The 22,859-nt window shown below is 54.6% G+C and carries 29 protein-coding genes and 2 tRNA genes; 17 read left to right on the forward strand and 14 right to left on the reverse strand.

Features of this window, described 5'->3' with window-relative positions; all coding sequences use genetic code 11:
• Positions 1-32: 32 nt before the first annotated feature.
• Genes RSAL33209_RS14445 through RSAL33209_RS14465 form a run of 6 tightly spaced genes read left to right on the forward strand, consistent with a single transcriptional unit; the run spans position 33 to position 4,576 of the window.
• Positions 33-905, forward strand: coding sequence for a hypothetical protein (locus tag RSAL33209_RS14445; protein WP_012246636.1), 873 nt, complete (start codon positions 33-35; stop codon positions 903-905).
• On the forward strand, positions 902-1,978 hold the full coding sequence (locus tag RSAL33209_RS14450) for a 3-oxoacyl-ACP synthase III family protein (RefSeq protein ID WP_012246637.1): 1,077 nt from the start codon (positions 902-904) through the stop codon (positions 1,976-1,978). The genes RSAL33209_RS14445 and RSAL33209_RS14450 overlap by 4 nt, the downstream gene beginning before the upstream one ends.
• Complete coding sequence (locus RSAL33209_RS14455; protein ID WP_012246638.1) at positions 1,975-3,144, forward strand: cytochrome P450; 1,170 nt, start codon at positions 1,975-1,977, stop codon at positions 3,142-3,144. Before RSAL33209_RS14450 ends, RSAL33209_RS14455 begins: the two co-directional genes overlap by 4 nt.
• Positions 3,141-3,554: an NAD-dependent epimerase/dehydratase family protein gene (locus RSAL33209_RS20130; RefSeq protein WP_080503840.1), complete on the forward strand. Its 414-nt coding sequence runs from the start codon at positions 3,141-3,143 to the stop codon at positions 3,552-3,554. The genes RSAL33209_RS14455 and RSAL33209_RS20130 overlap by 4 nt, the downstream gene beginning before the upstream one ends.
• Positions 3,454-4,065 carry an NAD-dependent epimerase/dehydratase family protein gene (locus RSAL33209_RS14460; RefSeq protein WP_233494220.1) on the forward strand — a complete coding sequence of 204 codons (612 nt, stop codon included), beginning with the start codon at positions 3,454-3,456 and terminating at the stop codon, positions 4,063-4,065. Before RSAL33209_RS20130 ends, RSAL33209_RS14460 begins: the two co-directional genes overlap by 101 nt.
• A gap of 40 nt (positions 4,066-4,105) precedes the next feature.
• Complete coding sequence (locus RSAL33209_RS14465; protein ID WP_012246640.1) at positions 4,106-4,576, forward strand: OsmC family protein; 471 nt, start codon at positions 4,106-4,108, stop codon at positions 4,574-4,576.
• A 23-nt stretch (positions 4,577-4,599) separates the two neighbouring features.
• On the opposite strand, the gene RSAL33209_RS19850 is transcribed toward RSAL33209_RS14465, so the two are convergent.
• The gene (locus tag RSAL33209_RS19850) at positions 4,600-5,148 is read right to left on the reverse strand and encodes a Rossmann-fold NAD(P)-binding domain-containing protein (RefSeq protein ID WP_325050070.1); all 549 of its coding nucleotides are present in this window, start codon (positions 5,146-5,148) and stop codon (positions 4,600-4,602) included.
• Between the two features lie 9 nt (positions 5,149-5,157).
• Entirely contained in the window at positions 5,158-5,586 is a 429-nt protein-coding gene (locus RSAL33209_RS19855) for an NAD-dependent epimerase/dehydratase family protein (RefSeq protein ID WP_012246642.1), read from the reverse strand.
• On the opposite strand from RSAL33209_RS19855, the gene RSAL33209_RS14475 reads away from it, so the two are divergent.
• Positions 5,587-6,273 (forward strand): mechanosensitive ion channel family protein, encoded by a 687-nt coding sequence (locus RSAL33209_RS14475; protein ID WP_012246643.1) that lies wholly within the window; start codon positions 5,587-5,589, stop codon positions 6,271-6,273.
• Positions 6,273-6,758, forward strand: a complete 486-nt coding sequence (locus RSAL33209_RS14480; RefSeq protein WP_012246644.1) for a globin — start codon at positions 6,273-6,275, stop codon at positions 6,756-6,758. Before RSAL33209_RS14475 ends, RSAL33209_RS14480 begins: the two co-directional genes overlap by 1 nt.
• A gap of 21 nt (positions 6,759-6,779) precedes the next feature.
• Here the strand turns inward: RSAL33209_RS14480 and RSAL33209_RS14485 are convergent, their stop codons facing one another.
• Together RSAL33209_RS14485 and RSAL33209_RS14490 are read right to left on the reverse strand one after the other, a co-directional pair.
• Entirely contained in the window at positions 6,780-7,427 is a 648-nt protein-coding gene (locus tag RSAL33209_RS14485; protein WP_012246645.1) for a DUF8185 domain-containing protein, read from the reverse strand.
• Positions 7,424-7,921 (reverse strand): acyl-CoA thioesterase, encoded by a 498-nt coding sequence (locus RSAL33209_RS14490; protein WP_041684855.1) that lies wholly within the window; start codon positions 7,919-7,921, stop codon positions 7,424-7,426. Before RSAL33209_RS14490 ends, RSAL33209_RS14485 begins: the two co-directional genes overlap by 4 nt.
• Before the next feature lie 95 nt (positions 7,922-8,016).
• Here RSAL33209_RS14490 and RSAL33209_RS14495 point away from each other — a divergent pair, with 95 nt between their 5' ends.
• A complete protein-coding gene (locus RSAL33209_RS14495) occupies positions 8,017-8,919 on the forward strand; it encodes an acyl-CoA thioesterase (RefSeq protein WP_012246647.1) in 903 nt (300 codons plus the stop codon).
• Between the two features lie 129 nt (positions 8,920-9,048).
• Here RSAL33209_RS14495 and ettA read toward each other — a convergent pair whose 3' ends face one another.
• The 5 genes from ettA to RSAL33209_RS20135 all read right to left on the reverse strand — a co-directional run bounded on the left by ettA (position 9,049) and on the right by RSAL33209_RS20135 (position 13,362).
• Positions 9,049-10,731: an energy-dependent translational throttle protein EttA gene (gene ettA, locus RSAL33209_RS14500; RefSeq protein ID WP_012246649.1), complete on the reverse strand. Its 1,683-nt coding sequence runs from the start codon at positions 10,729-10,731 to the stop codon at positions 9,049-9,051.
• A 62-nt stretch (positions 10,732-10,793) separates the two neighbouring features.
• A complete protein-coding gene (locus tag RSAL33209_RS18995; protein WP_233494221.1) occupies positions 10,794-11,261 on the reverse strand; it encodes a DUF6993 domain-containing protein in 468 nt (155 codons plus the stop codon).
• Between the two features lie 144 nt (positions 11,262-11,405).
• A complete protein-coding gene (locus tag RSAL33209_RS14510; RefSeq protein ID WP_158539323.1) occupies positions 11,406-12,590 on the reverse strand; it encodes an MFS transporter in 1,185 nt (394 codons plus the stop codon).
• A 210-nt stretch (positions 12,591-12,800) separates the two neighbouring features.
• The gene (locus RSAL33209_RS14515; RefSeq protein ID WP_145962097.1) at positions 12,801-12,998 is read right to left on the reverse strand and encodes a hypothetical protein; all 198 of its coding nucleotides are present in this window, start codon (positions 12,996-12,998) and stop codon (positions 12,801-12,803) included.
• A 43-nt stretch (positions 12,999-13,041) separates the two neighbouring features.
• A complete protein-coding gene (locus RSAL33209_RS20135) occupies positions 13,042-13,362 on the reverse strand; it encodes a single-stranded DNA-binding protein (RefSeq protein WP_012246653.1) in 321 nt (106 codons plus the stop codon).
• A gap of 201 nt (positions 13,363-13,563) precedes the next feature.
• Between RSAL33209_RS20135 and RSAL33209_RS14520 the strand changes: the two genes are divergently transcribed.
• Positions 13,564-13,636: transfer RNA gene (locus RSAL33209_RS14520), tRNA-Arg, on the forward strand.
• A gap of 64 nt (positions 13,637-13,700) precedes the next feature.
• Entirely contained in the window at positions 13,701-14,213 is a 513-nt protein-coding gene (locus tag RSAL33209_RS14525) for a MepB family protein (protein ID WP_012246654.1), read from the forward strand.
• A gap of 22 nt (positions 14,214-14,235) precedes the next feature.
• On the opposite strand, the gene map is transcribed toward RSAL33209_RS14525, so the two are convergent.
• The gene (map, locus tag RSAL33209_RS14530; protein WP_012246655.1) at positions 14,236-15,003 is read right to left on the reverse strand and encodes a type I methionyl aminopeptidase; all 768 of its coding nucleotides are present in this window, start codon (positions 15,001-15,003) and stop codon (positions 14,236-14,238) included.
• Between the two features lie 29 nt (positions 15,004-15,032).
• Here map and RSAL33209_RS14535 point away from each other — a divergent pair, with 29 nt between their 5' ends.
• Together RSAL33209_RS14535 and RSAL33209_RS14540 are read left to right on the forward strand one after the other, a co-directional pair.
• Positions 15,033-15,713 (forward strand): DNA alkylation repair protein, encoded by a 681-nt coding sequence (locus tag RSAL33209_RS14535; RefSeq protein WP_041685897.1) that lies wholly within the window; start codon positions 15,033-15,035, stop codon positions 15,711-15,713.
• Positions 15,714-15,792: 79 nt separating this feature from the next.
• Complete coding sequence (locus RSAL33209_RS14540) at positions 15,793-17,028, forward strand: glycosyltransferase 87 family protein (protein ID WP_049759013.1); 1,236 nt, start codon at positions 15,793-15,795, stop codon at positions 17,026-17,028.
• Here the strand turns inward: RSAL33209_RS14540 and mptB are convergent.
• The gene (gene mptB / locus RSAL33209_RS14545; RefSeq protein ID WP_145962098.1) at positions 17,021-18,607 is read right to left on the reverse strand and encodes a polyprenol phosphomannose-dependent alpha 1,6 mannosyltransferase MptB; all 1,587 of its coding nucleotides are present in this window, start codon (positions 18,605-18,607) and stop codon (positions 17,021-17,023) included. The two genes, RSAL33209_RS14540 and mptB, sit on opposite strands and share 8 nt — an antisense overlap.
• Before the next feature lie 127 nt (positions 18,608-18,734).
• On the opposite strand from mptB, the gene orn reads away from it, so the two are divergent.
• The 4 genes from orn to RSAL33209_RS14570 all read left to right on the forward strand — a co-directional run bounded on the left by orn (position 18,735) and on the right by RSAL33209_RS14570 (position 21,269).
• Complete coding sequence (gene orn / locus RSAL33209_RS14550) at positions 18,735-19,382, forward strand: oligoribonuclease (RefSeq protein ID WP_012246659.1); 648 nt, start codon at positions 18,735-18,737, stop codon at positions 19,380-19,382.
• 22 nt (positions 19,383-19,404) lie between these two features.
• Positions 19,405-19,480 (forward strand) — tRNA-His (locus RSAL33209_RS14555).
• Between the two features lie 322 nt (positions 19,481-19,802).
• Positions 19,803-20,375, forward strand: coding sequence for a peptide deformylase (def, locus tag RSAL33209_RS14565; RefSeq protein ID WP_012246660.1), 573 nt, complete (start codon positions 19,803-19,805; stop codon positions 20,373-20,375).
• Positions 20,376-20,378: 3 nt separating this feature from the next.
• Positions 20,379-21,269 (forward strand): acyltransferase domain-containing protein, encoded by an 891-nt coding sequence (locus RSAL33209_RS14570; protein WP_012246661.1) that lies wholly within the window; start codon positions 20,379-20,381, stop codon positions 21,267-21,269.
• Here the strand turns inward: RSAL33209_RS14570 and RSAL33209_RS14575 are convergent.
• The 3 genes from RSAL33209_RS14575 to RSAL33209_RS20145 form a co-directional block, all read right to left on the reverse strand.
• Positions 21,266-21,448: a hypothetical protein gene (locus tag RSAL33209_RS14575; protein ID WP_041684859.1), complete on the reverse strand. Its 183-nt coding sequence runs from the start codon at positions 21,446-21,448 to the stop codon at positions 21,266-21,268. The genes RSAL33209_RS14570 and RSAL33209_RS14575 overlap by 4 nt on opposite strands.
• Positions 21,449-21,530: 82 nt before the next feature.
• Entirely contained in the window at positions 21,531-21,935 is a 405-nt protein-coding gene (locus RSAL33209_RS20140) for an HNH endonuclease family protein (RefSeq protein WP_012246663.1), read from the reverse strand.
• Between the two features lie 45 nt (positions 21,936-21,980).
• A complete protein-coding gene (locus tag RSAL33209_RS20145; protein ID WP_012246664.1) occupies positions 21,981-22,304 on the reverse strand; it encodes a hypothetical protein in 324 nt (107 codons plus the stop codon).
• Positions 22,305-22,859: the final 555 nt, after the last annotated feature.

Consider the following 22,859-nt stretch of genomic DNA (forward strand, 5'->3'; position numbering starts at 1 on the left):
CTCGCGATGAACTTGGCGAACTTCACTCCCCTGTGTGGGAACAAGCACTCCGTCCGGTAATTTCCGGGCTAGGCGCAATCTTGCGCAGCGGAAGCATCGATGATGCCGTGATCGTCAACAACGCTCTCATTTCCACCAATTTGCACCCAGATCTCAGCGCTGTCGCATTAGCTAAGATAACCCGAGTTCTCGTTGAGGCGCATCCGGACTGCGCTATCGCTTGGCGGAGCGTGCACGGCCGAGATTCTGAACTTCCCGAGCGATTGCGAGCAAATGGATATCAGCTAATTCCGGCTCGATCCGTGCTGTTTGTGCCAACCAAAGATCGGCAGTTCGAAAGTCATCGCGACTATCGGAAAGATCTGAATCTTTGGCATTCGACGCTGGCAGACCCAGATGGTTATCGACTAACTGCTCCGAGCTGTCTAACCGACGAACAATGCCTAAGAATTGCCGAGCTTTATCGAATGCTCTATTTGGAAAAATACTCCTGGCATAGCCCGCAATATCAGTCCAGCTTTTTCGAACAAACTGCTCGAACGGGCATGTTTAAGTATTTACTCATCGAACGCGCCGGCCGAATAGATGCAGTAATCGGCTACTACACGAACCATCAACATCTCGCCGCGCCAATTATCGGTTATGACACGAGTCTTCCGCGCGAACTCGGTCTGTACCGGATGATTAATCTTCAGATCACTGAGACAGCGTGGCAGCGTGGCCTTGAGGTACATGCCTCATCCGGGGTCGCCAGCTTCAAACGATCCCGCGGCGCTGAAACCGAAATTGAATATACCGCGGTGTACGCCCAGCATCTTTCCCGACGTCAACGCTTTGCCTGGCATACCCTGGATGCCGTCATTAATTCGGTGGCACCAACTCTTATCGATCGGTTTGAACTATGACCTTCAAGGAAGAGCAGTGCCGAAAAGTAGCCGCTCGAATTTCTGCAATTGGCGTCTTTTTGCCCGAACAAACCCGCAGCACCGAAGAAACCGAGGCAGAACTTCGCCGGCTCAATCCAGGGCTTGATTTACCGTTCGGCTTGATCAAACGGTTGACCGGCGTCGAACGAGTTCATCTTCGGCCGGAAGGTTGGCAAACCTCAGATCTAGCCGTTGCCGCGGCAGCAGATGCGCTTCGTGGCCAGGATCAACCCATTGAATTACTCATTTTCGCTTCGGCCAGCCAGGACCTTATTGAGCCAGCAACAAGCCATATCGTGGCGGCCAAGCTGGGGCTCACCTGCCCTGTGCTGGATGTGAAAAACGCCTGCAATTCAGTGCTCAATGCAATTCAGATAGCAGATGCGTTGATCAAGACTGGACAATATGGTCGAGTTCTCATTGTCAGCGGCGAACAACCAAGCCATGCTGTTCGTTGGCAGCTAGCCAATAAGTCCCAGTTCCTCCGGGCTTTTCCGGGCTACACGATGAGCGACGGCGGGGCCGCCGTGGTGCTGGAACGCACCGAGCTGCCTGCCTCCGCGATAGGCAGCGCTCCGGCTACCGTGCCACATGTCCTCGGCTCACACTTTGTTGCTGACTCCAAGCACTGGCAAGTTGGCACCTTAGGCACGGGCGGATCAATGGATCCACATGCCGAGCACAGCAGCTATTTCGACATGGACGGACGCGCCCTTCGCGACGCATTTATGCAACTTGGACCGGAGCCAATCTTCAAGGGCTTGCGCAATATGAACGTGCAAACTTCTGATCTGGACCTCATTGCAATCCATCAGGTTGCCACCACAATGTTGACACCAATAATGGAGGTCTTTGTCCTACCCCGGGAACGTTGTGTGGATACCGTTGCTGAACACGGAAATCTTGCCTCGGTGACCTTACCGCTCCAGCTAAAAACCGCGCTGCGCGATGGTCGACTGCGCGAATCTTCAGATACTACGCTCGGCAGCTTAGTTGGCCTGGTTGGCCTAGCTGGCGGCATCAGCCTAGGGCTTATGGTGGTGCGGCTATGACTAGCGCCAGACTAGCTGCCCGATGGGAATCTCGCGTACAGCGGGCTGCTCACCCCTTCACCTATCCAGCGCTGCGGCTTGCGCCCGCACCTTTGCTTCGGGTGCCGGGTCTTGGGGTTTTAGTGCGAGACCCAGATACGGTCCGGCAAATTCTGGTTAAATCGGATGCCTTTGCCAAGAATGGGCCGGGCACTTCCTCGGATCTATGGACACCTGTGCTGGGCCAAAAGGTCTTGCTCAACATGTCCGGCGTCGAACACGCCGAAATGCGCCGCAAACTCGCACCACTTTTCGCGCCCTCCTTCGTCGAGGCGCTTAGCCGCAAGTCGCTCAGCGCACCGTTAGCCGAGTTTGCCGCGCGGCTGCGTTCCGGCGAGTCGATCGATTTTGTTCAAGAAGCTCATCGATATTCTTCGATTGTCATTTCTCAACTAGTCGGCTTACCCGCCTCATCAGTCCACGACAATTCGCTTTATCAAAAAATCCACCAAATTAGTGGCACCGTCAGCTTGAGAAATCTTTCGCTGGCAGCTGAGCAAATCCAAGCCGCGCGGGAAATTATGTCTGGCCTCAGCGCTCAAGCGAGCCAAGCGTATCTGGCGGCCGATCCCAACACGGTGCCGGGCCGAATGCGCGAGCTAGGCCTAGATCAAGATGAAGCGCTGGGAGCAGTTGGCGCTTTCGCACTCACTGGCACCGAGACGCTCACCTCGTATCTACCGCGGCTGCTTGCCCTGCTACTTGATTCGGGCTGGCTAAACCGGCTTGTGCTTGATCGCTCGCTCACCGAGGCTGCAATCTCCGAAGGATTAAGAATTAGCACACCGGTGCTAGTGATGCTTCGCCGCGTGCGTTCAGCAACTGTGATCAATCAGCATCGGTTTCGCGCCGACGAAAGAGTGATCCTTTTAGGATTCAGAATCAACCAAGCCGCGGGGAAGTTTGATCCGAGCAAAAACCAATCCTCGGATCTGAAACAACTTTGGTTTGGCGGAGGGGCCCACTTTTGCCTAGGTGATCCATTAGCCATGAGTCAGATCAGATTGGTCCTCAACGCTATTCTTGACGCGCTGGCAGAATCAGGCGCACAGCTGCGCGTTGTTAGCAGACGCCCGGCACGAAACGTGCTCATTCCGGCCTACGCAAAACTGATGGTTTCGCAGTGAAGATCCTGGTAACAGGAGCCAGCGGATTTATTGGCGGCGCGATCGCAACTAGCCTAGCTACGGCTGGGCACCAAGTTCTTGGTACTGGCCGGCGCTCTCCGGGTTGGCTAGCGCTTAGCGGCTCAAGGTACCAATATTGGGACTTATTTAGCGCAGCACCAGATTGGCAACCGGATGTAGTAGTACATTGTGCCGGCCTGGCTGAGGATCGAGTTAACTTGGCTGCGGCGATACGCGCCAATCGAGACGGGACTGTGGCGGTTCGCAACGCTTATCCCGCTGCAAAATTTGTGCACCTCTCCTCTTCAAGTGTTTATCCGTCAAAAGATTCAGCATCATTTTGTACCGGAAGCAGCTGCCCAAGGCGCGGCTTTGATCGGTGCGTATGCAATCTCAAAGGCGGCCGCTGAGACCGCGCTAGCTACCCTTGAGGCATCCGGACCAACGATCATCTTGCGCCCACATGCGGTATATGGTCGCGGGGATAACACACTACTTCCGCGGCTAGAACATGCAGCTGTATCTGGCATACTGGCGCTGCCAGGCGACGGCCGGGCAATGCACTCGCTGACACATATCGACAACCTAGTTCAAGCAGTCCATCTAGCCTTGCAGCACAACAGCAACGACGTTTTCAACATCTGTGATGCCGCACCGGTCGAGCTTAGTGCGGCCATTATTGAACTCCTGGCTAGGCGGGGTCGGCCAGTTCGAATTCGATCGGTGAACTACCAAATGGCCCTGGCTGCTGCCAGCCTTGCCGAACGCTTCTCCGGCGTCCTGGGTGCGAGAAAATATCCACTGACCCAATATTCGGTTGCTCAATTGGCGCTGGAACGCACCTATGATCTGTCCGCGGCTCAACTCCGGCTTGGCTTTCGACCATTAGCCACCGACTTCACTGGCGCTGAAACATGGTGACTTAGGTGGCAGGTTCACAGTGACAAATTAGACTCGATATATGGACCTCAAGCATCCGAACGAGCACCATTACGCAATCAACACCGTCTGGACCGGAAATCGGGGCACGGGCACCTCGGGCTATCGCGACTATGGGCGAGATCACTTGGTTCGTGCTGAAGGCGTGCCAGACCTACTCGGCTCTGCCGATCCAACGTTTCGAGGTGACAAAGACCGTTGGAATCCCGAGCTATTATTGCTGACTGCGCTGAGCCAATGCCATATGCTCTCCTACCTTCATGCTGCGGTAGAAAATAACGTAATAGTCACCGGATATCAGGACGCAGCCATTGGCACGATGGTGCTTAACCACGATGGAAGTGGCCAATTCGTTTCGGTTACCTTGCGCCCTCTAGTGCAACTTGCCGACGAAAGCCAAACAGAGCTTGCCCGAAGTCTCCACCACCGGGCGTCTCAATTATGTTTCATCGCCCGCAGCGTAAATTTCCCAGTGCTTCACGAGCCGCTCTAACTTCAGGTCTCGTGCGGCGGCGGCTAGCTACTAGCCGCCTCAAGGAGCGCAAGAAGTTCCTTCTCCTTGGCAACGCTGAGCCCCGCGCGCCGATCCCGATCAAGCCCGCGAGACTTTTCATCAGCAAGCACTGCAGCCAAGGTCTCGTCATACGGGCGCAGTTTCAAGCCAGCAGCCTGCGCAGCTCTGCCACTCCGATCCATCATTCCGAAAAGATCCTCAGGCAGCCATAACGGCAGCGAGTCAGGTCCAGCCCACTGATTTACGCCTTGATCTAAAAGCCATTCCGGCGCGGCTAGCTGTATGCGGCCCGTGTAGCCAGTAGTTTCCATCACCGCTCCGATCAATACCGGCCAGCTGACGTTAGGGCCGACGGCGTCGAGAGTGCCAGTTAGTTGATTTTCAACCCCCTGGAGAATCCAAGCTGCAAGATCTCTCGAATCAATAACTTGCGTGGACATTTGACCCAAGTCCGGCAGCAACGCTGGTCCTTTGTCACGAGCAAACCGCGCCGGCCAGTAGCCATAACGATCGCTGGTATCCCCCGGGCCGCAAATCAGGCCAGGACGCACAATCAAAAGTTACTCAACCTGCTCAACCAATATCTGTTCACAAGCTATTTTGGCCTCGCCATAATGTGTTGCTGGATCTTCGCCCTCGGCTAAGGCAGGCAGCAGCTCAGCACTTTCATCGTCGCCCAACCGTGATTGTGTGGCGTAGACCGAAACAGTGGACACAAAACACCATTGCCGAACCCTGCCCGCCAGCGCCGCCGCTGCAGCCTTGACGTGCTCAGGAATCCGTCCGACGTCGATAACTGCATCCCACTCACCGTCAAGGCCATCGAAAGCTGCCCGGCCCTGATCTCGGTCAGCGCGATGCAAATTGGCACCTCGCGGAACACTGCCGTTCCCCCGGGCCAAAACAGTGACCTCGTGCCCCCGTTCAAGAGCCTGCTTTACGAGTGTCTTTGACAGGAATACCGTTCCACCGAGAACCAGAAGTCGCATGTGTTCAGCCTAGTCAATGAGACAATGCCAGAAGAGTATTTATCTTCTGCTGTGAGAGGAGCGCTGCCTGCAGTGCCTAGCTGGACCAAAGATTTCCTTGTCGATTGCTGGATCAACGCCGGGCTGAGCATCCTGATTGGCCTCGCTGTTTGGGGGCTGGGTAGATACGTCATTTCCCGCCTGGTCAGACGCGTCCGCAACGGTAGCTCAATCTTTCAGACTCGAGCATTGCGCTGGGCGCACCCCGTGCTATGCCCCTTAGATTCCGAACGTCGAGTGCAACGGGCCGAGACGATTGGTTCGATTCTGTCCTCGCTACTGAGCGTCATCATCGTGATCATCGTCTTTGTCTATGTTCTGCTCTCATTCAGAATTGAGATCGCGCCGTTGCTCGCCAGCATTGGTATTTTAGGCGTGGCAATCGGCTTCGGTTGCCAGCAATTGATTCGCGACTTTTTGGCCGGGATTTTTATTACGTTAGAAGATCAGTATGGAATCGGCGACGTCATCGAGACTTCAGAGGTCATCGGAACCGTTGAATCAGTAGGATTGAGGATCACCCGAGTTCGGGCTGAAGACGGCACCATCTGGTATCTACGCAATGGTGAAATTTTGCGCGTCGGCAATCGATCACAAGGCAACTACCAGACATCAAACAGCACTGACGATCAAGGAACCGGAATCTAATGACATCGCCGACGCCAGAAAATCCGCTTGGCCAAGAAATCCCTTCTAGGTTTGGCCAGCCGTTGGCACGATTGATTCCAACCTCCGGAGCAGCCAGTACCTTTACCGCTCCGCCGGAGAACTTCTACGAAACGGTTGGTGGGCACGCCACCTTTGTGAAGTTGGTACACGAGTTCTACCTCAGAGTGGCTCAGGATGAGATTCTGCGTCCTATGTACCCGGAGGATGATCTTGCACCCGCTGAATGCCGGATGCTGATGTTTTTGGAGCAGTACTGGGGCGGTCCTAAAACATATTTGGAGGAGCGCGGCCACCCAAGGCTGCGAATGCGGCATGCACCATTCGCCGTTACCCCTGCGGCGCGTGACCGTTGGCTAGACCTTATGCGCGCTGCATTGGACGCTACGGAGCTCTCCCCTTTGCACGATGGCATGCTCTGGGATTACCTGGACCGTGCTGCGCATTCCATGGTTAATTCTGCCTAGCGTGCCAAGAACCACCAGAGTCTAGAGCGGATTACCCGGCCGAATCAGCACATGGCCGGAACCGCTACTCAACCGACGCCAGCGACCCGCTCTGAACAGAGCCACCGGCTCTCCTGCCGCCCAAAACCCCAAGGCGTAGCCAGCAAAGGCTGCACCAGCAGGGATTTCAGGCAAGTCAACAAGGCCGCGGCCCCACACTGAAGCTCGGGCATTGTTCACGATGAGCGCGCCAGGGTTGACCGGAATGATTTGCGCTATCTCACGCACACCGGTTTTCGCGGCGTCGATCAATTGCTCTGCCGCCAACAATTGGACCTGCTGCCATTGCGAACGTGGCGGACTAATTGCGGTCCAGGACTCGTTAACGTAAACCGGCGGTACCGCAAACCGTTGCCGAAGCTCTTCTCTAGCTAGTCGATCCGCAACTGATGCCAGCGAAACCGTGACATCAAGCTCTGCCGGCTCGGCGAGAGCCATCGTGCGCAAGCCCAAAATAGTCGGGGTACTTTCGCCCAGTAGTCGCGGTCGCATAAGACAGACCCAGGCAGCTAGTACCGCGCCCGAAGCCTGAAGTCGAATCGCGCCATCATCGGCTGCTCTTGCGCGTGATACGAAAGTTCGCAGGTCTGAAAGCGTTGCGTCGTCGCTAAAGATAAGTTCGCTGGTCATGAGACAAATTTTTCTGCCGCTGGGCGACGAGTAAAGTCGATGCTACTGCCAAGCCAAGTCTCCAAGGCATGACGTTGATTGCCGCTCAGCGCTACCGGCTTGCCCGAGGTTCGCGAAACCAGCACCATTCCGGAGGCAGCCTGGACATAGACACTGGACCCATCTTGCTCGGCAACGGTGTAACCAAAATCAAAACTCGAGGTGCCTATTCGAGTGATCCAGATATTGACGAAAACCGGTTGAGTGCGGAAAGTCAGCGGAGCAAGATACTCAATTTCATGACGACCAACCAGGGTGAGTTGATCGGCATCCAGCAGATCGTTGAAGCATTGATCAGAACTCGCGCCTGCTCCAGCCGCAGTACCCAGCACCGCATGCATGAGTTGAACTCGGGCATCTTCCAAGAACTGAATGTATTGGACATTATTTACGTGTCCGTACGAATCAATGTCGCCGAATCGGATCTGTAGAGGAATTTGAATAACCGAGCTCATGGGCTCATCTTCGCAAAGCCTTGTCCAGAGCCCAAATAGTGTGTCGGAAAACACCCTTATTTGGGCAGTGCTCAGAAGCGCAATAGAGTCTGATCATGACTGACTCCGCGCATAATCCGCTGGACGACTTGCTGCAGATGCTCAACCTCAGCGATGCAGATGGTGCTCGCACCGATGAAGAGCTATTTGTTGGTATCTCGCAGACCAGGCCATCACAACGAGTCTTTGGTGGCCAAGTTCTTGCACAATCACTCGTTGCGGGGTCTCGCACTGTTGATTCTTCACGAGCGGTCCATTCCATGCATGGATATTTTCTGCGTGCTGGTGACGCCAATCAGCCCATCACTTTTGGCGTGCAGCGCTTACGCGATGGACGCTCATTTTCTGCCCGGCGGGTGCACGCGTATCAAAATGGTGCACCAATTTTGTCCATGATTGCTTCCTTCCAAGAACCCTCTGAAGGAATCGACCATCAAGACCACATGCCTGGCGGCATTCCCGATCCAGAATCCTTGCCGCACGCCTCAGAGTTGTTAGGCGACTTCGACCATCCGGTGTCGCAAGAGTGGGCTTTCGGTCGCCCTTTCGACATTCGACATACTGGAAGCAATATCTATCTTCAGGTCGATGACACGGACCGCGAACCGCAACAGGCCGTGTGGATGAAGGCAATCGGCCCGATGCCAGATGATCCGGTACTGCACCGAGCTGCCTTGGCTTATGCCAGTGACTACACCTTGCTTGAACCTGCGCTGAAACCGCACGGCTTAGCATGGATCACGCCAAAAATGAGCGTCGCTAGCCTTGATCATGCCATGTGGTGGCATCGTCAGGTCCGCGTTGACGACTGGCTTTTGTATGTAGCCAACTCTCCGAGTGCCTCCGGTGCACGAGGATTGAGCATTGGCAAGTTTTTCAACCGTGCTGGTGAGCTGGTCGCTTCAGTTGCGCAAGAAGGCATGATCCGGATTCCGAATGACCGATTGGCACAAGCCTAAAGTTCTTCCTCGGAGTCAATGGGGTCAATCCGAGTAGAGAAGTTCAAGACAGCGAAAAGTCCCGACGTCGGCTGCTCCAGATTTTTATCTGAATCAGCCGACGTCGGGACTTTCTTGAGGCGCAATTGGCTAGTCGCGTGTGAGCTTACGGTAGGTAACCCGGTGCGGTCGGGCCGCATCGGCGCCTAAGCGCTCGACCTTATTCTCCTCGTACGATTCAAAGTTTCCTTCGAACCAGTACCAGTTAGCCGGGTTATCTTCGGTGCCTTCATAGGCCAAGATATGGGTAGCTACCCGATCGAGGAACCAGCGATCGTGCGATACCACCACAGCGCAGCCGGGGAATTCGAGCAGCGCATTTTCCAAGCTCGAAAGCGTCTCCACGTCCAAGTCGTTAGTTGGCTCATCAAGAAGCAGCAGATTGCCACCTTGTTTGAGCGTCAAGGCAAGATTGAGCCTGTTCCGCTCACCACCGGAGAGCACGCCGGCTTTCTTTTGTTGATCCGGTCCTTTGAAGCCAAAGGCGGCAACATAGGCTCGGGAAGGCATTTCAACCTGCCCCACCTGGATGTAATCCAGGCCGTCTGAGACAACTTCCCACAGAGTTTTCTCTGGGTCGATGCCGCCACGGCTCTGATCTACGTAGGAGATTTTGACCGAATCACCGATCTTGAGTTCACCGCCATCGAGCGCTTCTACTCCGGTAATCGTCTTAAACAACGTGGTCTTGCCGACGCCGTTCGGACCGATGACGCCAACGATGCCGTTACGCGGCAAAGTGAAAGTTAAGCCGTCAATCAGGGTTCGATCGCCGAAGCTCTTTTGCAGGTTCTTAGCTTCGAGGACCACACCGCCCAGACGCGGACCCGGCGGAATTTGGATCTCTTCGAAGTCCAATTTTCTGGTTCGATCCGCTTCAGCGGCCATCTCTTCATAACGCGCCAACCGAGCCTTGGACTTGGTCTGACGGCCTTTAGCGTTGGAGCGAACCCACTCGAGCTCTTCGGTAAGGCGCTTTGCTTGCTTAGCATCCTTTTTACCCTGCACCTCAAGGCGTGCGCGCTTCTTCTCCAAATAGGTGGAGTAGTTACCTTCGTACGGGTAAAGGTGACCGCGGTCTACCTCTGCGATCCACTCAGCCACGTGATCCAGGAAGTACCGATCGTGAGTCACCGCTAGGACTGCGCCGTGATACCCAGACAGGTGCTGCTCAAGCCAGAGCACACTCTCAGCGTCGAGGTGGTTAGTGGGCTCGTCAAGGAGTAACAGGTCTGGCTTCTGCAGAAGAAGTTTGCACAGCGCGACTCGGCGACGCTCGCCACCTGAAAGCACCGTGACATCGGCTTCCGGCGGCGGGCACCGAAGTGCGTCCATCGCCTGTTCTAGCTGAGAGTCAAGATCCCAGGCGTCTGCGGCATCGATTGCTTCTTGAAGCTTGCCCATCTCGTCCAAAAGCGAATCGTAATCTGCGTCCGGATTGGCCATCTCCTCAGAGATCTGGTTGAAGCGCTGAATCTTTTCGTAGATCTCGCCAACGCCTTCTTGAACGTTGCCAAGAACCGTCTTTTCTTCGTTTAGCGGCGGCTCCTGGAGCAAAATGCCCACTGTATAGCCGGGGCTAAGTCGGGCTTCGCCGTTGGATGGCGTATCCAGGCCCGCCATTATTTTCAGGATGGTTGATTTGCCAGCACCGTTGGGGCCGACGACTCCGATTTTGGCACCGGGGAAGAAAGACATACTGACATCGTCGAGGATGACCTTATCGCCCACCGCCTTGCGGGCCTTGGTCATAGTGTAAATAAATTCCGCCATGCCTCAAGGCTAGTGCTTGCAGGCCGAGAACTCACATTCGCCTGAGCCCCGGAAGCACGGAATCAGCGTTGGTCTCCGACGAAGCATAGGCCGGTGGCGAGCGTAGGTTGCGTAGTCATGGCAACTTGTCCGTCTCGCACTTGTCCAATCACACAGCTCTTATCAATTTTTACTGAGCCTTGAATCGCATCAACGTCAAGCCCCGTGGGCGTTTTCGAGATTGAAACTTCAACGTCTGTCGGAGCGGTGGTGAGGCCTTGGAGCGCGGTTCTGATCTGTTCTTGAGATGGCTTAGGGCTCTGTGCCGCCAATGCGCCCAATGCCGATTGCACTTTGCCGAACATTGCCGCGACTGCTTCTGACGCAGCATCGGATGCTGCAGGTGTTGCCGTCGCTGATGCACTGAGACTGCTGACGGCAGGTTGCCCGCTGCTATTTGCGCAAGCCGAAAGCAAAACAGCAAGCAACCACAAACCGCCGGCTGTTAGACCTTTTACCGTCATTGCTTTCATCCCTTGCTTTCCACTCACGCTTTCATTCTGCCATGACTGTGCCACTAGCTTTTAGCGGTATCACCCGACGAGCAGTCAAGACGGCACCGATAGCAAATACCGCAGAGATGGCCAGCGCGGCCGCTATTGGCAAAAGGCCATCTGGACCAGGCCGAACAGGGTTTATCGCAGCAAGCATGCCATAGACATCGCGGAGCCAATTGACCCTTGATTGCCCGGAATAGCCTCACCCAGGGTCAATGTACTCAATCTTGGCAGCCCAAAGCCCATGCCTGCACCACCTAGAAACCACGCCGCAATCAGCACAGCGGGTGAAAGAATCAAGGCAGATGCCGTAGCAGTAATGGCCAAGGCAGCGCGCAGTGAGAACGCGTCCAACAGGATCGCGTTGGGGTGCGAGATCTTTTCGCCAAGGCATGCTTGAAGTTGCGAAGCCAAGCTCCAGGAGATGGCGCCCACTGTGAGCGATAGACCGGCCAGAGCTGGGCTAAATTGATAGAAATTCACTAAAGCCAGAACGATATAGACGTCTGCACTAGTGAAGGCAGCAGAATAAAGCGCTCGGAGCAAAACCATGCTGGGCAACCCTCTGCGCGCTCGTAATGCACCAGCGGGCAGGAGGTGGTGAATGGCAAACAGCGCCACGACTAAGCCCGAACCGGCCAAAATGGCCGAAAGTAGCCCGCCAAATTCGGCAGCCATCCCCAGTACCAACATGGCTACGCCAGCCAGAAATGACCAGCCCAGACGCCTAAGCCAGGGTTCAACGGCTTTTTGCGGCGTCTTTTGTGTATTTTTTTGCGGATCTTGTGGCGACGATTTGAGGCTAGGCAACATCATGACCGTAACAAGAGGCAGCAGCACCAAAACACCGAGGAAAACCCAGCGCCAGTGAAACTGCTGCGCGATCAAGCCTGCAATAAACGGCCCAATGATCGCGGGCAGTACCCAGGCCGCTGAAAACACGGCAAAGATTTTCGGTAGTAAGACTGCAGGATAAGTTCGGGCCAAGACCACGTAGATCACGACGCTCAAGGCACCGCCGCCAACACCTTGCACCGCTCGTGCCGCTACTAAAAACAGCATCGATTGCGCAGCCCCAGCCATCAGCAAGCCCAGCGCAAAGGTCCCCAACGAAACAAAGAGCGGTAGTTTCGGACCAAATCTATCCGACCAAGACCCTGCCGCCACCATGCCAATAATGCCGGTAGCAAAGCTCATGGCGAAGGTCAGACCGTATAGCGCCTCGCCTTGTAATTCTGCACTGATCACTGGCATAACGGTGGTTACGGCAAGAGATTCGAAGGCCGGTAGCAAGATGATCGAAAACATTGCTAAGGTGGTCATGAAATATTTCGGCGACCACACCGACAGGGATGCCGTTATCTCAGCCGAACCTCCGGAACTCGTCGTTTCATCAATTGCCATACCGCTAAACTAATCCCTCAACCTTTGTTGAGGTCAATGCGGCTTTTTGCAAAATCCATCGGCACTCCCGACGCGGCGACCGAACTCAAGGCATTCCGCCCGGCGGTAAACCCTAATCTGGCCTTCGCATCAGAACGGCGGAGCCCCCTCAACCCTGGCGAATGGCAACGCGTCGACTTTGGCCGAATCAGACTCATCAGCCACTGCCGCTTGTTCAAGCTCGTGTTCGGGCGGAAACTCGCCGTCGTCATTGCCATCTTGGCCTTCCTCGCTTGGCGCATCAACGCCAGATTTCAGCTCGATTGCTGCAAGATCTGCAACTGGCACAGCTTGCACAGCTCGCCTGAACTGCGCCGTGCCCCAACCCAAGTCATGCCCTACCGCGTCGGCGTCGATCTCTGGGGCAATGCCGCGTCGACCGTCCTCTATTACTCCACTGCCGAAGCTTTAGCTTGCCAGTGACAATCACTCGCTCCCCCTTGCTCACACTCGCAGAGGCATTTTGAGCTAAAGACCTAAACATTGAGACCGAGTACCAATTAGTAGCGGCATCGATCCATTGATTTTGCGTGCGATCGAAACGACGCTCGGCAGAGCCTAATCGAAAATTTGCTACTGGAAGGCCGGATGCGGTCAAGGTCATTTTCACTTCACTCGCAACGAAGCCGCGAACGGTTACTACGTCGGTCATTTTCCCTCGCTCTGAATCGTCATGATGGCACCGGATTGGCGCCTTGAGATCAGTCTCCAGCGGCGGTTATTTCTTGACAAGATGGTTCCTTGTCAATGTGCGGAAAACGGCCTAGGTAAGCCGATGTGGAGGAAAAGTCGGGAGTTTGGCTTCCTATTCGGTACAGTAGTCACGATGCTTTCGCGATGCGACGGTATCTCAGCCTCGGTAGCTCAGCGGATAGAGCAGGAGCCTTCTAATCTCTTGGTCGCGGGTTCGATTCCCGCCTGGGGCACATTTCAGATGGTTATTGACATTCAATCTGCGTTTGCACCGATGAATCAGCAGGAGGCGGCGCGATGCACCGCGATTTAGCCTTAAGCCAGTCACTGATTTATGCCGCCAACGGCCTAGCCTATTCGCCCGCGATATCCGAGCCTGAGGGGCAAAGTTACGCTGCCCATTCGTTTTCCGTAGCGTCCCAGCAGATTCAGTTTCGAGTTGCCAAAACTACGCCGACAAAGCCCGGTCATTTCGTCACGCTGTGGCGGCGAAGCCAGCACCGGCCGATCAGACCTTTTCAACTTTCCGACCAGGTGGAATTGTTCGTCGTCTGTGTTCGACACAAAGGACAATTCGGACAATTCGTCTTTCGATGGGAGACACTGCAGCAACATGGCATCGTCGCCGCCAGCAATTCAGCTGGCAAACGCGCTTTTCGCGTGTATCCCCCCTGGTCAGAAGAGATGACCCCCAGCGGACTCAATAAACAGGCAAAAGCTTCGCAGGACTGGCAGTTAGCAAGTTTTCTGCCAATTGACGAAGCAACCGGAAGCGACCCGGCCCGGACGAAATCCCTCTACCTGGGCTAGCTAAAGCAAATATGCAACCACCTCACGGCAGCGTGAGAACCAGCGGGCCGTCCGCAGTAATCGCTACGGTGTGTTCGGAATGCGCCGCTCGGCGACCATTGCGCGAACGCAAAGTCCAACCGTCTTGGTCATGCTGATAATCGTCAGAGCCGCCAGCAATAAGCATTGGCTCAATGGCAATGACAAGACCTTCTGCTAATTTTATCCCGCGACCTGGCCGGCCGTCGTTTGGTACATGTGGTTCCTCGTGCATGGCGTGGCCGATGCCATGCCCGCCGTGATCGGCCAATATGCCATAACCTGCGCGACGAGCTTCGCCGGCAACCGCATAGCTAATGTCGCCCATTCTGTTGTCGATTCGAGCTTGATCGATCCCTCGAGCGAGCGCCGCGTCACATGCATCAATCAAAGCTTGATCTTCTGGATCGACGTTTCCGACAATAAAGCTGATAGCGGAGTCACCACACCAACCTGCCAAAAACGCACCACAGTCAATTGAGACCAAGTCGCCATCGGCAAGTCGGTATTTGTTAGGCAAACCATGCACAATGGCGTCGTTTACGCTGGCGCAGATCACGCCAGAAAAGGGCGTAGGTGCCAAGCGAGGATGATATTTGTCAAAGGCAGAAACTGCCCCGGCTGCTGATATTACCGATGCCGCGACCTCATCGAGTTCTCCTAACGATGAACCGATCTGCGCCTCAGCACGAACTGCGGCTAACGCGTTGGCAACTACGCGTCCGGCTTCTCGCATGGCAGAAATTTCACTCGGAGTTTTCAACTCAAACATTTGAACATCCTGCGCAGTACGCTATGGCCATGTTCAACGACTCCTTCACCGGTACAGTGCGGGACGCTCTCGAAGCACAAGCAGATGCCGAGCGCGCAAAGTCGATGGCGGCCTATATGAAATCATATATGCCCTATCGAGGCGTACCAAAACCACAAGTTCGAAAAATCATGATGACGGCGGCCAGAGCATATCCGTTTGCCGACGCCGCCGATTTACTGAGCACCGCAACGAAACTCTGGCGTGAAGCCAACTGTCGAGAAGAACGGTACATTGCCACGGCGCTAACAGAATTTAAATTGGCCAAAGGAAATCTCGATTTTTTACCCTTCTATGAAGAGGTGGTCTCTGCTGGCGCTTGGTGGGACCACGTCGATGAAATGGCCCACCGGATCCTCGACCTCTTATTAGCACATGGCAAAACCATGGATCCGAAAGTTCGACAATGGAGCACAGACTCTGGCTTCTGGTTCCGCCGGCTAGCCATCATCAGTCAGCTTCACGCTAAAACCTCAACCGATCTAGGGCTGCTCAGCGACGTCATTGAGCCTAATATGGCCGACCCAGAATTCTTCGTCCGGAAGGCCATCGGCTGGGCCTTGCGGGACTATGCCCGCACCGATCCGGATTGGGTCCGACGGTTCGTCGCTGAGCGAAGTGCAGCACTTAGTCCGCTATCCCAGCGCGAGGCTCTCAAACACTTGAGCTAAGCGCGGATAAGATGATCTCGATCATCTTGCGAGTCAGACCACCGCTCTGACAGCTTTGAGTCCAGAAGGAAGCAGCATCTTGTCAGTATCGCTTAGCACCAGATTCCACCAGCCGCGCTCACTTTGGCTGACCTTTGGCGTGCTTCATTTGCTCATACTGATTTTGTTGCTACCGCTTATTGTTAGCGGCCAAGTTCTGAGCGATATTAGCTTTTATCGGCTCTGGGCTTTTGATGGCATTAACCTTGGGATCTGGCGCGGAATCTCGGTTGAATGGGTCTACCCAGTTGGCACAATGTTGCCTATCCTGCTGGCTGCCTTATTCGGCTCGTACCTTTACCAGCTTGCCTGGCTCCTACTGTTTACCGGGCTGAACTTGATCGCAGTCTTGGTGTTAACTCGCGCAAAGAACAATCAGGGCTACTTCGCCGCGTATTGGTGGCTCGGCGCCACGGCAATTTTGGGTACGGTCGCCGTCGGACGAATTGATGGTCTCACCGCGCCCATGGTGATTGTGGGACTGCTTTTGCTCAATGCCAGGCCCTATCTTGCCTCTGCAGTGCTTAGCGCGGCGACCTGGATTAAAGTTTGGCCTGCTGCGGTGCTCTTTGCGATCGTGGTCGCCAGTAAACAGCGGTTCAAAGCCATTATTGCCGGAATCGCCGTGACCGCCGTCGTCGTTGCGATCGTGCTAGCCGGTGGTGGGGCAAAGTATTTGCTGGGCTTCCTTGGTGCCCAAGGTGACCGTGGCATGCAACTTGAAGCGCCGTTCACTACCCCGGGGCTTTGGCAGGCAATCTTCAATCAAAACGGCACTTACGTTTTCGAAGACAAGATCATCAACACCCGTGAAGTTCGCGGTGGCATGAGTGACGTTGTTGGCGCCGTGATGAATCCCTTGCTCGCGATTTCGGCAATCGTGGTAGTGATTCTGTTGCTCTGGGCATTACGTCGCGGGGCACCCGCGCAGCAACTAATTTTGGCGGGCTCACTTTCCTTGGTCTGCGCCTTCATTGTTTTCAACAAAGTCGGGTCGCCGCAGTTCCAACTTTGGCTGGCTGCTATCGTTGCCGTCGGACTTTACTATGGCAAGAAGGAATGGCGCTTTCCCGGTTTCCTCATGCTGGCAATCGCGGTTCTTACAACGTTGGTCTACCCAATATTTTATGTTCAGCTCTATGAGCTGAATCCTTGGATAGCGATCATCTTGTCGCTTCGAAACGTTGCGCTCTTTGTCTTGTTCGGCTGGGCCATCCGGGAAGTGATTACGCTTGCCCGCCGCGGCGGCGTTCGGGCGGTCAAAGCCGCTAAATAACGTCCTTGACTTGGCTGTCAGTCTGTAGAAACAGCTTGCGGGTCTTGCGGTCAATCAAGACGATGTAAAGCGCAAAGCCCAAGCCGATGACGGCGGCGGCCAGGCGAAGATTGTCCAGCGTGATCCAGGCATCGCGTTGCTGCAAGTAGGGGTAGACGTTTAACTGATCGGAGATGGCATAGATCATGAAGAACGAGAGCACGAAGTAAAGCGATTTAACTTGCCAGTCATTACGAATGCCAGTCACCGCGAAAAGTGGGATGAGCCAAACAACGTACCAAGATTGAATCATTGGCGAAAGAAGGACGACGGCGGCAAACGCCAACGCCATTCGACGAATGATTCGTTCATAGCTGCCACGGAACATCAACCACGCCACGATACCTACCGCAATAACTTTGCCGGCGTCCCAAACATGCTTCGCCGTACCCCAGCCATCCCAGCCAAAAGCGTTCATGACGGTCGCCACAGTCAATCCGATGGCACCAATTGGCGCGTACCAGATCCATACACTGCCGGGCGCGGAAAGCCCGTTAATCCAGCCAAACCCGAAGCCGTTTAGCCAGCCCATGAGCGTGAGTAAGCCCAGCGACAATGCTGCGGTTAGGCCCCAAAAAGCAAATTTGCGCGGCCATCCAGCTTTTTTACCGGCCCAGAGCAGTCCCGCAAATGGCAAAAGAATCACGGTAATGGGCTTGACCGCGATCGACAGCGTTATCAAAACAATGCCAAAAACGGAGCGCTTAGTTGCACAGTAGTACAGCCCTGCGACCGCCAGTCCGATCATCAGTGCGTCATTGTGTACCGCCGCAATGAAATTCACCAGTAGCAGTGGGTTTGCCACGCTCAGCCACAGTGCGCGGTGCGGATTGACTCCGTGTAATACCGCCAGCCGAGGCACGTAAATTGCGCAAAGCAGCACGCCAAATGCCGAGACTAAACGAAACAGAAAGACGGCTAGTTCAGGATTTCCACCAGTGACCGCGACTACGGCTTGCTCGATCCACAAAAACACCGGACCATACGGCGTTGGTGCCTCTGCCCATAGTTTGTCCGCACCTAGACCAAACCAGTTTGAGATTGCCGAGATGCCATTGACATAGGGGTCGATATTGGCTTGCACTAGTCGGCCTTGGCCGATGTAGGCATAAACATCGCGGCTAAAAAGCGGAATTGAAACCATCAGCGGCCCGCCCCAGAGCAAAATTGCTTGCCGAACGATTCGGCCCGATGCCGGCGGCCAACCTTTAGCTCGCTGTCCCAGTCGAAGCCAAGCACGGACCAGCAGCATGCCGCCGATGGCCAAGCTGCCCACCGAAAGGACAATGCCAATCGGTTCTGCACGCATCCAAATGAAAACTGGGTTTCGCAACAATGCCGAAGATTGAGCAAGCCAACCAATTCCGACAGAACCAAAAACCAACAGCAACGAACCAATAAATCCGGCAATCAGCGGCACCCAGGCGTCATACAAGCCATGGTCAGGCTTCGCTGAACCATTCTTTGCCATCACTTGAGTCATTGCCGGCCCAGACTCCGGGCGCTCACCAAGGCCGGTGGTGGACTCAGGCGTCGTCATAGATTCGATTCCGATCTGGCTTTCGATAGCTGCAGCCAATGGCGCGGCATGATGGAGATTTATCTATTTTAGACCGGCAGAGCTCTTCTGGAGGCATCCACACCGAATCGAAAGGTACATTTGTCCAGTGTCTATTTCTTCTGAACGAATCGTATGGATCGATTGCGAGATGACCGGCTTGGATTTAGAAGCCGATGCGCTGATCGAAGTCGCCGTGCTGATCACTGATTCTGAGCTCAATATCCTTGACGACGGCGTTGATGTGGTGATCAAGCCGGACGCTGCGGCCTTAGCGCAAATGAACGATTTTGTTCGCAACATGCATACGACGTCGAAATTGCTCGACGAACTTCCCAACGGACTCACCATGGCGGCGGCGCAAGATATTGTGCTGACTTATATCAAAAAGTTTTTGCCCGATCCCGGTAAAGCCCAACTTGGCGGCAATTCTATTGGCACCGACAAAATGTTCCTGGCCCGAGATATGCCGGAGCTCATTGAGCATCTGCACTATCGAGTAATTGACGTGTCCACCATCAAAGAACTGTCTAGACGCTGGTATCCACGAGCCTATTTTCAGTCTCCGGCAAAGCACGGTGGACACCGAGCGCTCGGTGATATCCAAGACTCAATCAATGAATTGCGTTACTACCGAGAAGCAGTTTTTATGCCATCTCCAGGCCCCGATACCCCGACAGCACAGCAAATTTCTCGAAATATTGTCACAAGTGGGCACGTCGATGTCGCGAGCACCCCAACGGATCCTGTAGAGTAGTTACCGCTGCAAAACGTACTTGGTGGGATTAGCTCAGTTGGCAGAGCGCCTGGTTGTGGTCCAGGAGGTCGCGGGTTCAACCCCCGTATCTCACCCCAAGTAACCGATGAGGGCTGTACCGGAAATTTCGGTGCAGCCCTCATCGCTGTATTACGGTTGTTTTTGAAAGCTGCCCATGCCGAGGATGTCCGACGGCATCGAAATGACGGAGTACCGGAGCATGAAGCGTTCCCTCTTTGAAGAGGATCACGAGCTCTTCCGTGAGATCGGGCCTCACGATGTGAGGGTGGGCACTGCCCGCTTCTTTGGCTACTCCCCTTCGTCGGCTGCCGACAGCCAAAGCCTGCTTGGCATGGCACCACCTAGCGAATTCCACGGCCCATCAGCGGCCAGTCATCCAGCTCGAAAGGTTCCCCAAACATGAGCGTGCATCCCATAGTCATTAAGGGCGAACCGGTGCTTCACCGGCGTGCAACAGAAGTAAAAGATTTTGACGATGCTTTGCGAACGCTCGTCGTTGATATGCATGAAACGAATGCCGTTGCTAATGGTGCAGGCCTTGCCGCGCCCCAGATTGGCATCGGATTGCGGGTTTTCGTTTATGCCATGGAAAACGACGATGACGTTCCTGCCAAGGGTGTTCTGGTCAACCCGACTTTGGTACTCGGCAAAGTCTCTGGAACGGCTCCCGATCCAGATGAGGAATCTGAAGGTTGCCTCTCCGTCCCGGGTGAACATTTTCCGCTCAAACGGGCCGAGTGGGTTAGGGTCAGCGGATTTGATGAGTTTGGCAACCCAGTTCAATTTGAAGCTACGGGTTGGTTCGCCCGGTGCATGCAGCACGAATATGATCACCTTGATGGCAAACTGTATGTTGACCGCCTGGTTGACCGATATCAACGAAAAGCTCGGCGGATCGCAAAAGACAAGGGGTGGGGCGTACCAGGGCTTAGTTGGATGCCAGGGGTAGATCCCGACCCGTTTGGCCACTGAACTATGGAAAAGGTCTCGATGGAAAGCGCCTCGCCAGACAGTGACTCAGCAGAGTATGTCGATTGGCTGATAACACTTGCCAACATTCATGACGAAGACCTTGCTGAGGTACGCGAGCTTTTACTCCGGACACCGGATGCGGCAGTAGAAGAGACGCTCATGGTGCTGCGCTCTCGTCTGGGCGTTTTCGATCCACCTGACGTAATTAGCACAAAGGACGAATTGGTTTGGTTGGAAGCCTTGCTACGGTTTCTGCCCGAGCAATTGGCTTGGTACCAGAGCCGCGGTATTCCAGAGGCGATTTTGCGAGCGACCGTGGCAGACATTGACCGACACGTTGCTATTTCACGAACCACTAAAGGTCGATTCAGCCTGGACACTTGGAAATGGCTTACTGAGCATGCAACAGGCACCTTGTATCAGCTGGGCCGACTGCAATTTCAACTAATTTCCGGACCCGCGCAGATCCCCGGGCTAAAGCCGGAAGAAGCCATTCTTGGCGCGCATATCCCGCAAGAAGGACCGATTCTTCCCGCGGCAGTTTCTGATTCTTTGGCTCAGGCCGCGAAGTTTTTCCAACAATATTTCCCGGAGAATCCAGTCCGCTTCGCCAATTGCATTTCGTGGCTTTTGGACCCGTACTTAGCTAAACATCTTGACCCACGCTCCAATATCGGGCAGTTTGCTGGGCGCTTCGAAAGTTACGACCTGCCCTTAGATTCACCAGGCGACGCCATGTACTTCACTTTTCGAATTCGAGACGCACAAAGCACGCAAAATTTGCCTCGTGAAACCGCGCTACAGCGACTGGTTCTGGACCGGATTGAATCCGGAGGCACTTGGCAAGTAGGTCGCGGGTACCTAACCCTGCCTGCCCTTGCCGGGATTAGCTAGTTTTCTCGCACAACTCGGTGGAAGTCCTCGGCACAGATGTCCCGCAGCTTTTCGAACTGCCGCAGTCGATTTTCGTCGATGTCCCCCAAGGCCAAATCGGCTTGAGCTTTTCGCAATTGGCGATCCGCCTCATCCAGGTTGTGTTGTGCCAATTCCACCGGATTCGTTATCTCGTTCATTGTTAAAGAATCTTCCTGCCTGCTGTGTAAATCCAGTATTTTCAACCTTGTGTTGCTGTATTGCAACTATCCATCAGGATCCTCACAAGGCTGAACTCTGGCTGGCTTGCCAAGGACAGCTGGCGAGCACTCGCTCCATTGATTGCTTTTCTGCGTCCGTAATCCACAGCTCGTATGCCGCTTTGACCGAAACCTGCCGGGCTACATATTCACATCGAAAACTCGTATTGGGCGGCAGCCAAGTTGCCGCATCGCCGTCGGATTTTTTCACATTTTCTGGACCATCGACCGCTAGTAAATTGAGTGGGTCGTTCGCCAGTGCAAGCCGTCTTTGCGGGCTTAGCCCCTGAGCGCCCTTCTGCCAGGCATCGCCGAGAGCAACTATATGATCAATTTGAACCGCGCTAGAGCTGTCCGCCCCGCGGTGAAACTCGATCCGCTTTCCGGTATACGGATCCTGCAGTACACCATTAGAGACCAGACACAACGAGTTTCGGCCGAGGACAACTTCAACCAGGTCTCTGCGCAGAATCTAATTGCGGGTATCGCAGCCGTTCCGATCCGCATCAGTCCAAGCGAGGCCAAATTGCTCGCGTTTATAGGCATTTTTTGGCGCCCGTCCTTTGACCGGCAACGTTTGTAATAACGCAAGTGCCGTGGTCTGCCGAATATGGGAGGACGGGCCGCCAGGTAGATTTCCAGGATCAACTTGGATCGACGCAGCCGCCGCGTCCCGCCACTCGATTCCTTCAGCCCAGGAAAGCCCACCACCCACTAATCCGCCAAAAACGAAGCCAAGTGAAACTACAACGACTAGCCGTTGACGCCGGTACAGCAAATCTTTGAGCCAACTCATAGCATTGAAGTTAGCCCAGGAAAAGGAGTGCCCCCAGTGAAATCCGGCGGCCCAGCAGCCGATGTGGATAACTCGGAAAAATACCGATCAAGACGGAAACCAAATTTTCGATTGATTGCCTTCGCAATCCGATGTGGAAAATCGCCTGGGGCAACCTGCGCGAAAGGTTCTGCGAAACAAGCCTTTGAACCATGTTGTTTCACTCCATCCGCTTAAGCTCCAGACAATGTGTCCTTACTACCGGTGAGTGCCCCCCATTTGTCAGCGAGACGAGTTCCTGTGCATAGCTCTGGTTATTCTGAAAGACTAAATCTGAACCTGTTGCGAACCGGCTGATGTATTTCAGCAGGGCTGTGGATAGCTAGCTGAGGCCACTGGAATGGGGGGCTCTTCCGGTGACCCGTGACCAATTTTCCATCCTATTTTTAGATTTACCATTGTCGCTCGTTGAAGTTAGCATTGGAAAGTGACGTGTGGACGATAGGCAAATGCCGCTGATGCGATCGCACATAAAAATGTCGCTACCGGCACACATCAGTTGCGATACCAACGAAT

It is taken from the genome of Renibacterium salmoninarum ATCC 33209 (assembly GCF_000018885.1).
Taxonomy (GTDB): domain Bacteria; phylum Actinomycetota; class Actinomycetes; order Actinomycetales; family Micrococcaceae; genus Renibacterium; species Renibacterium salmoninarum.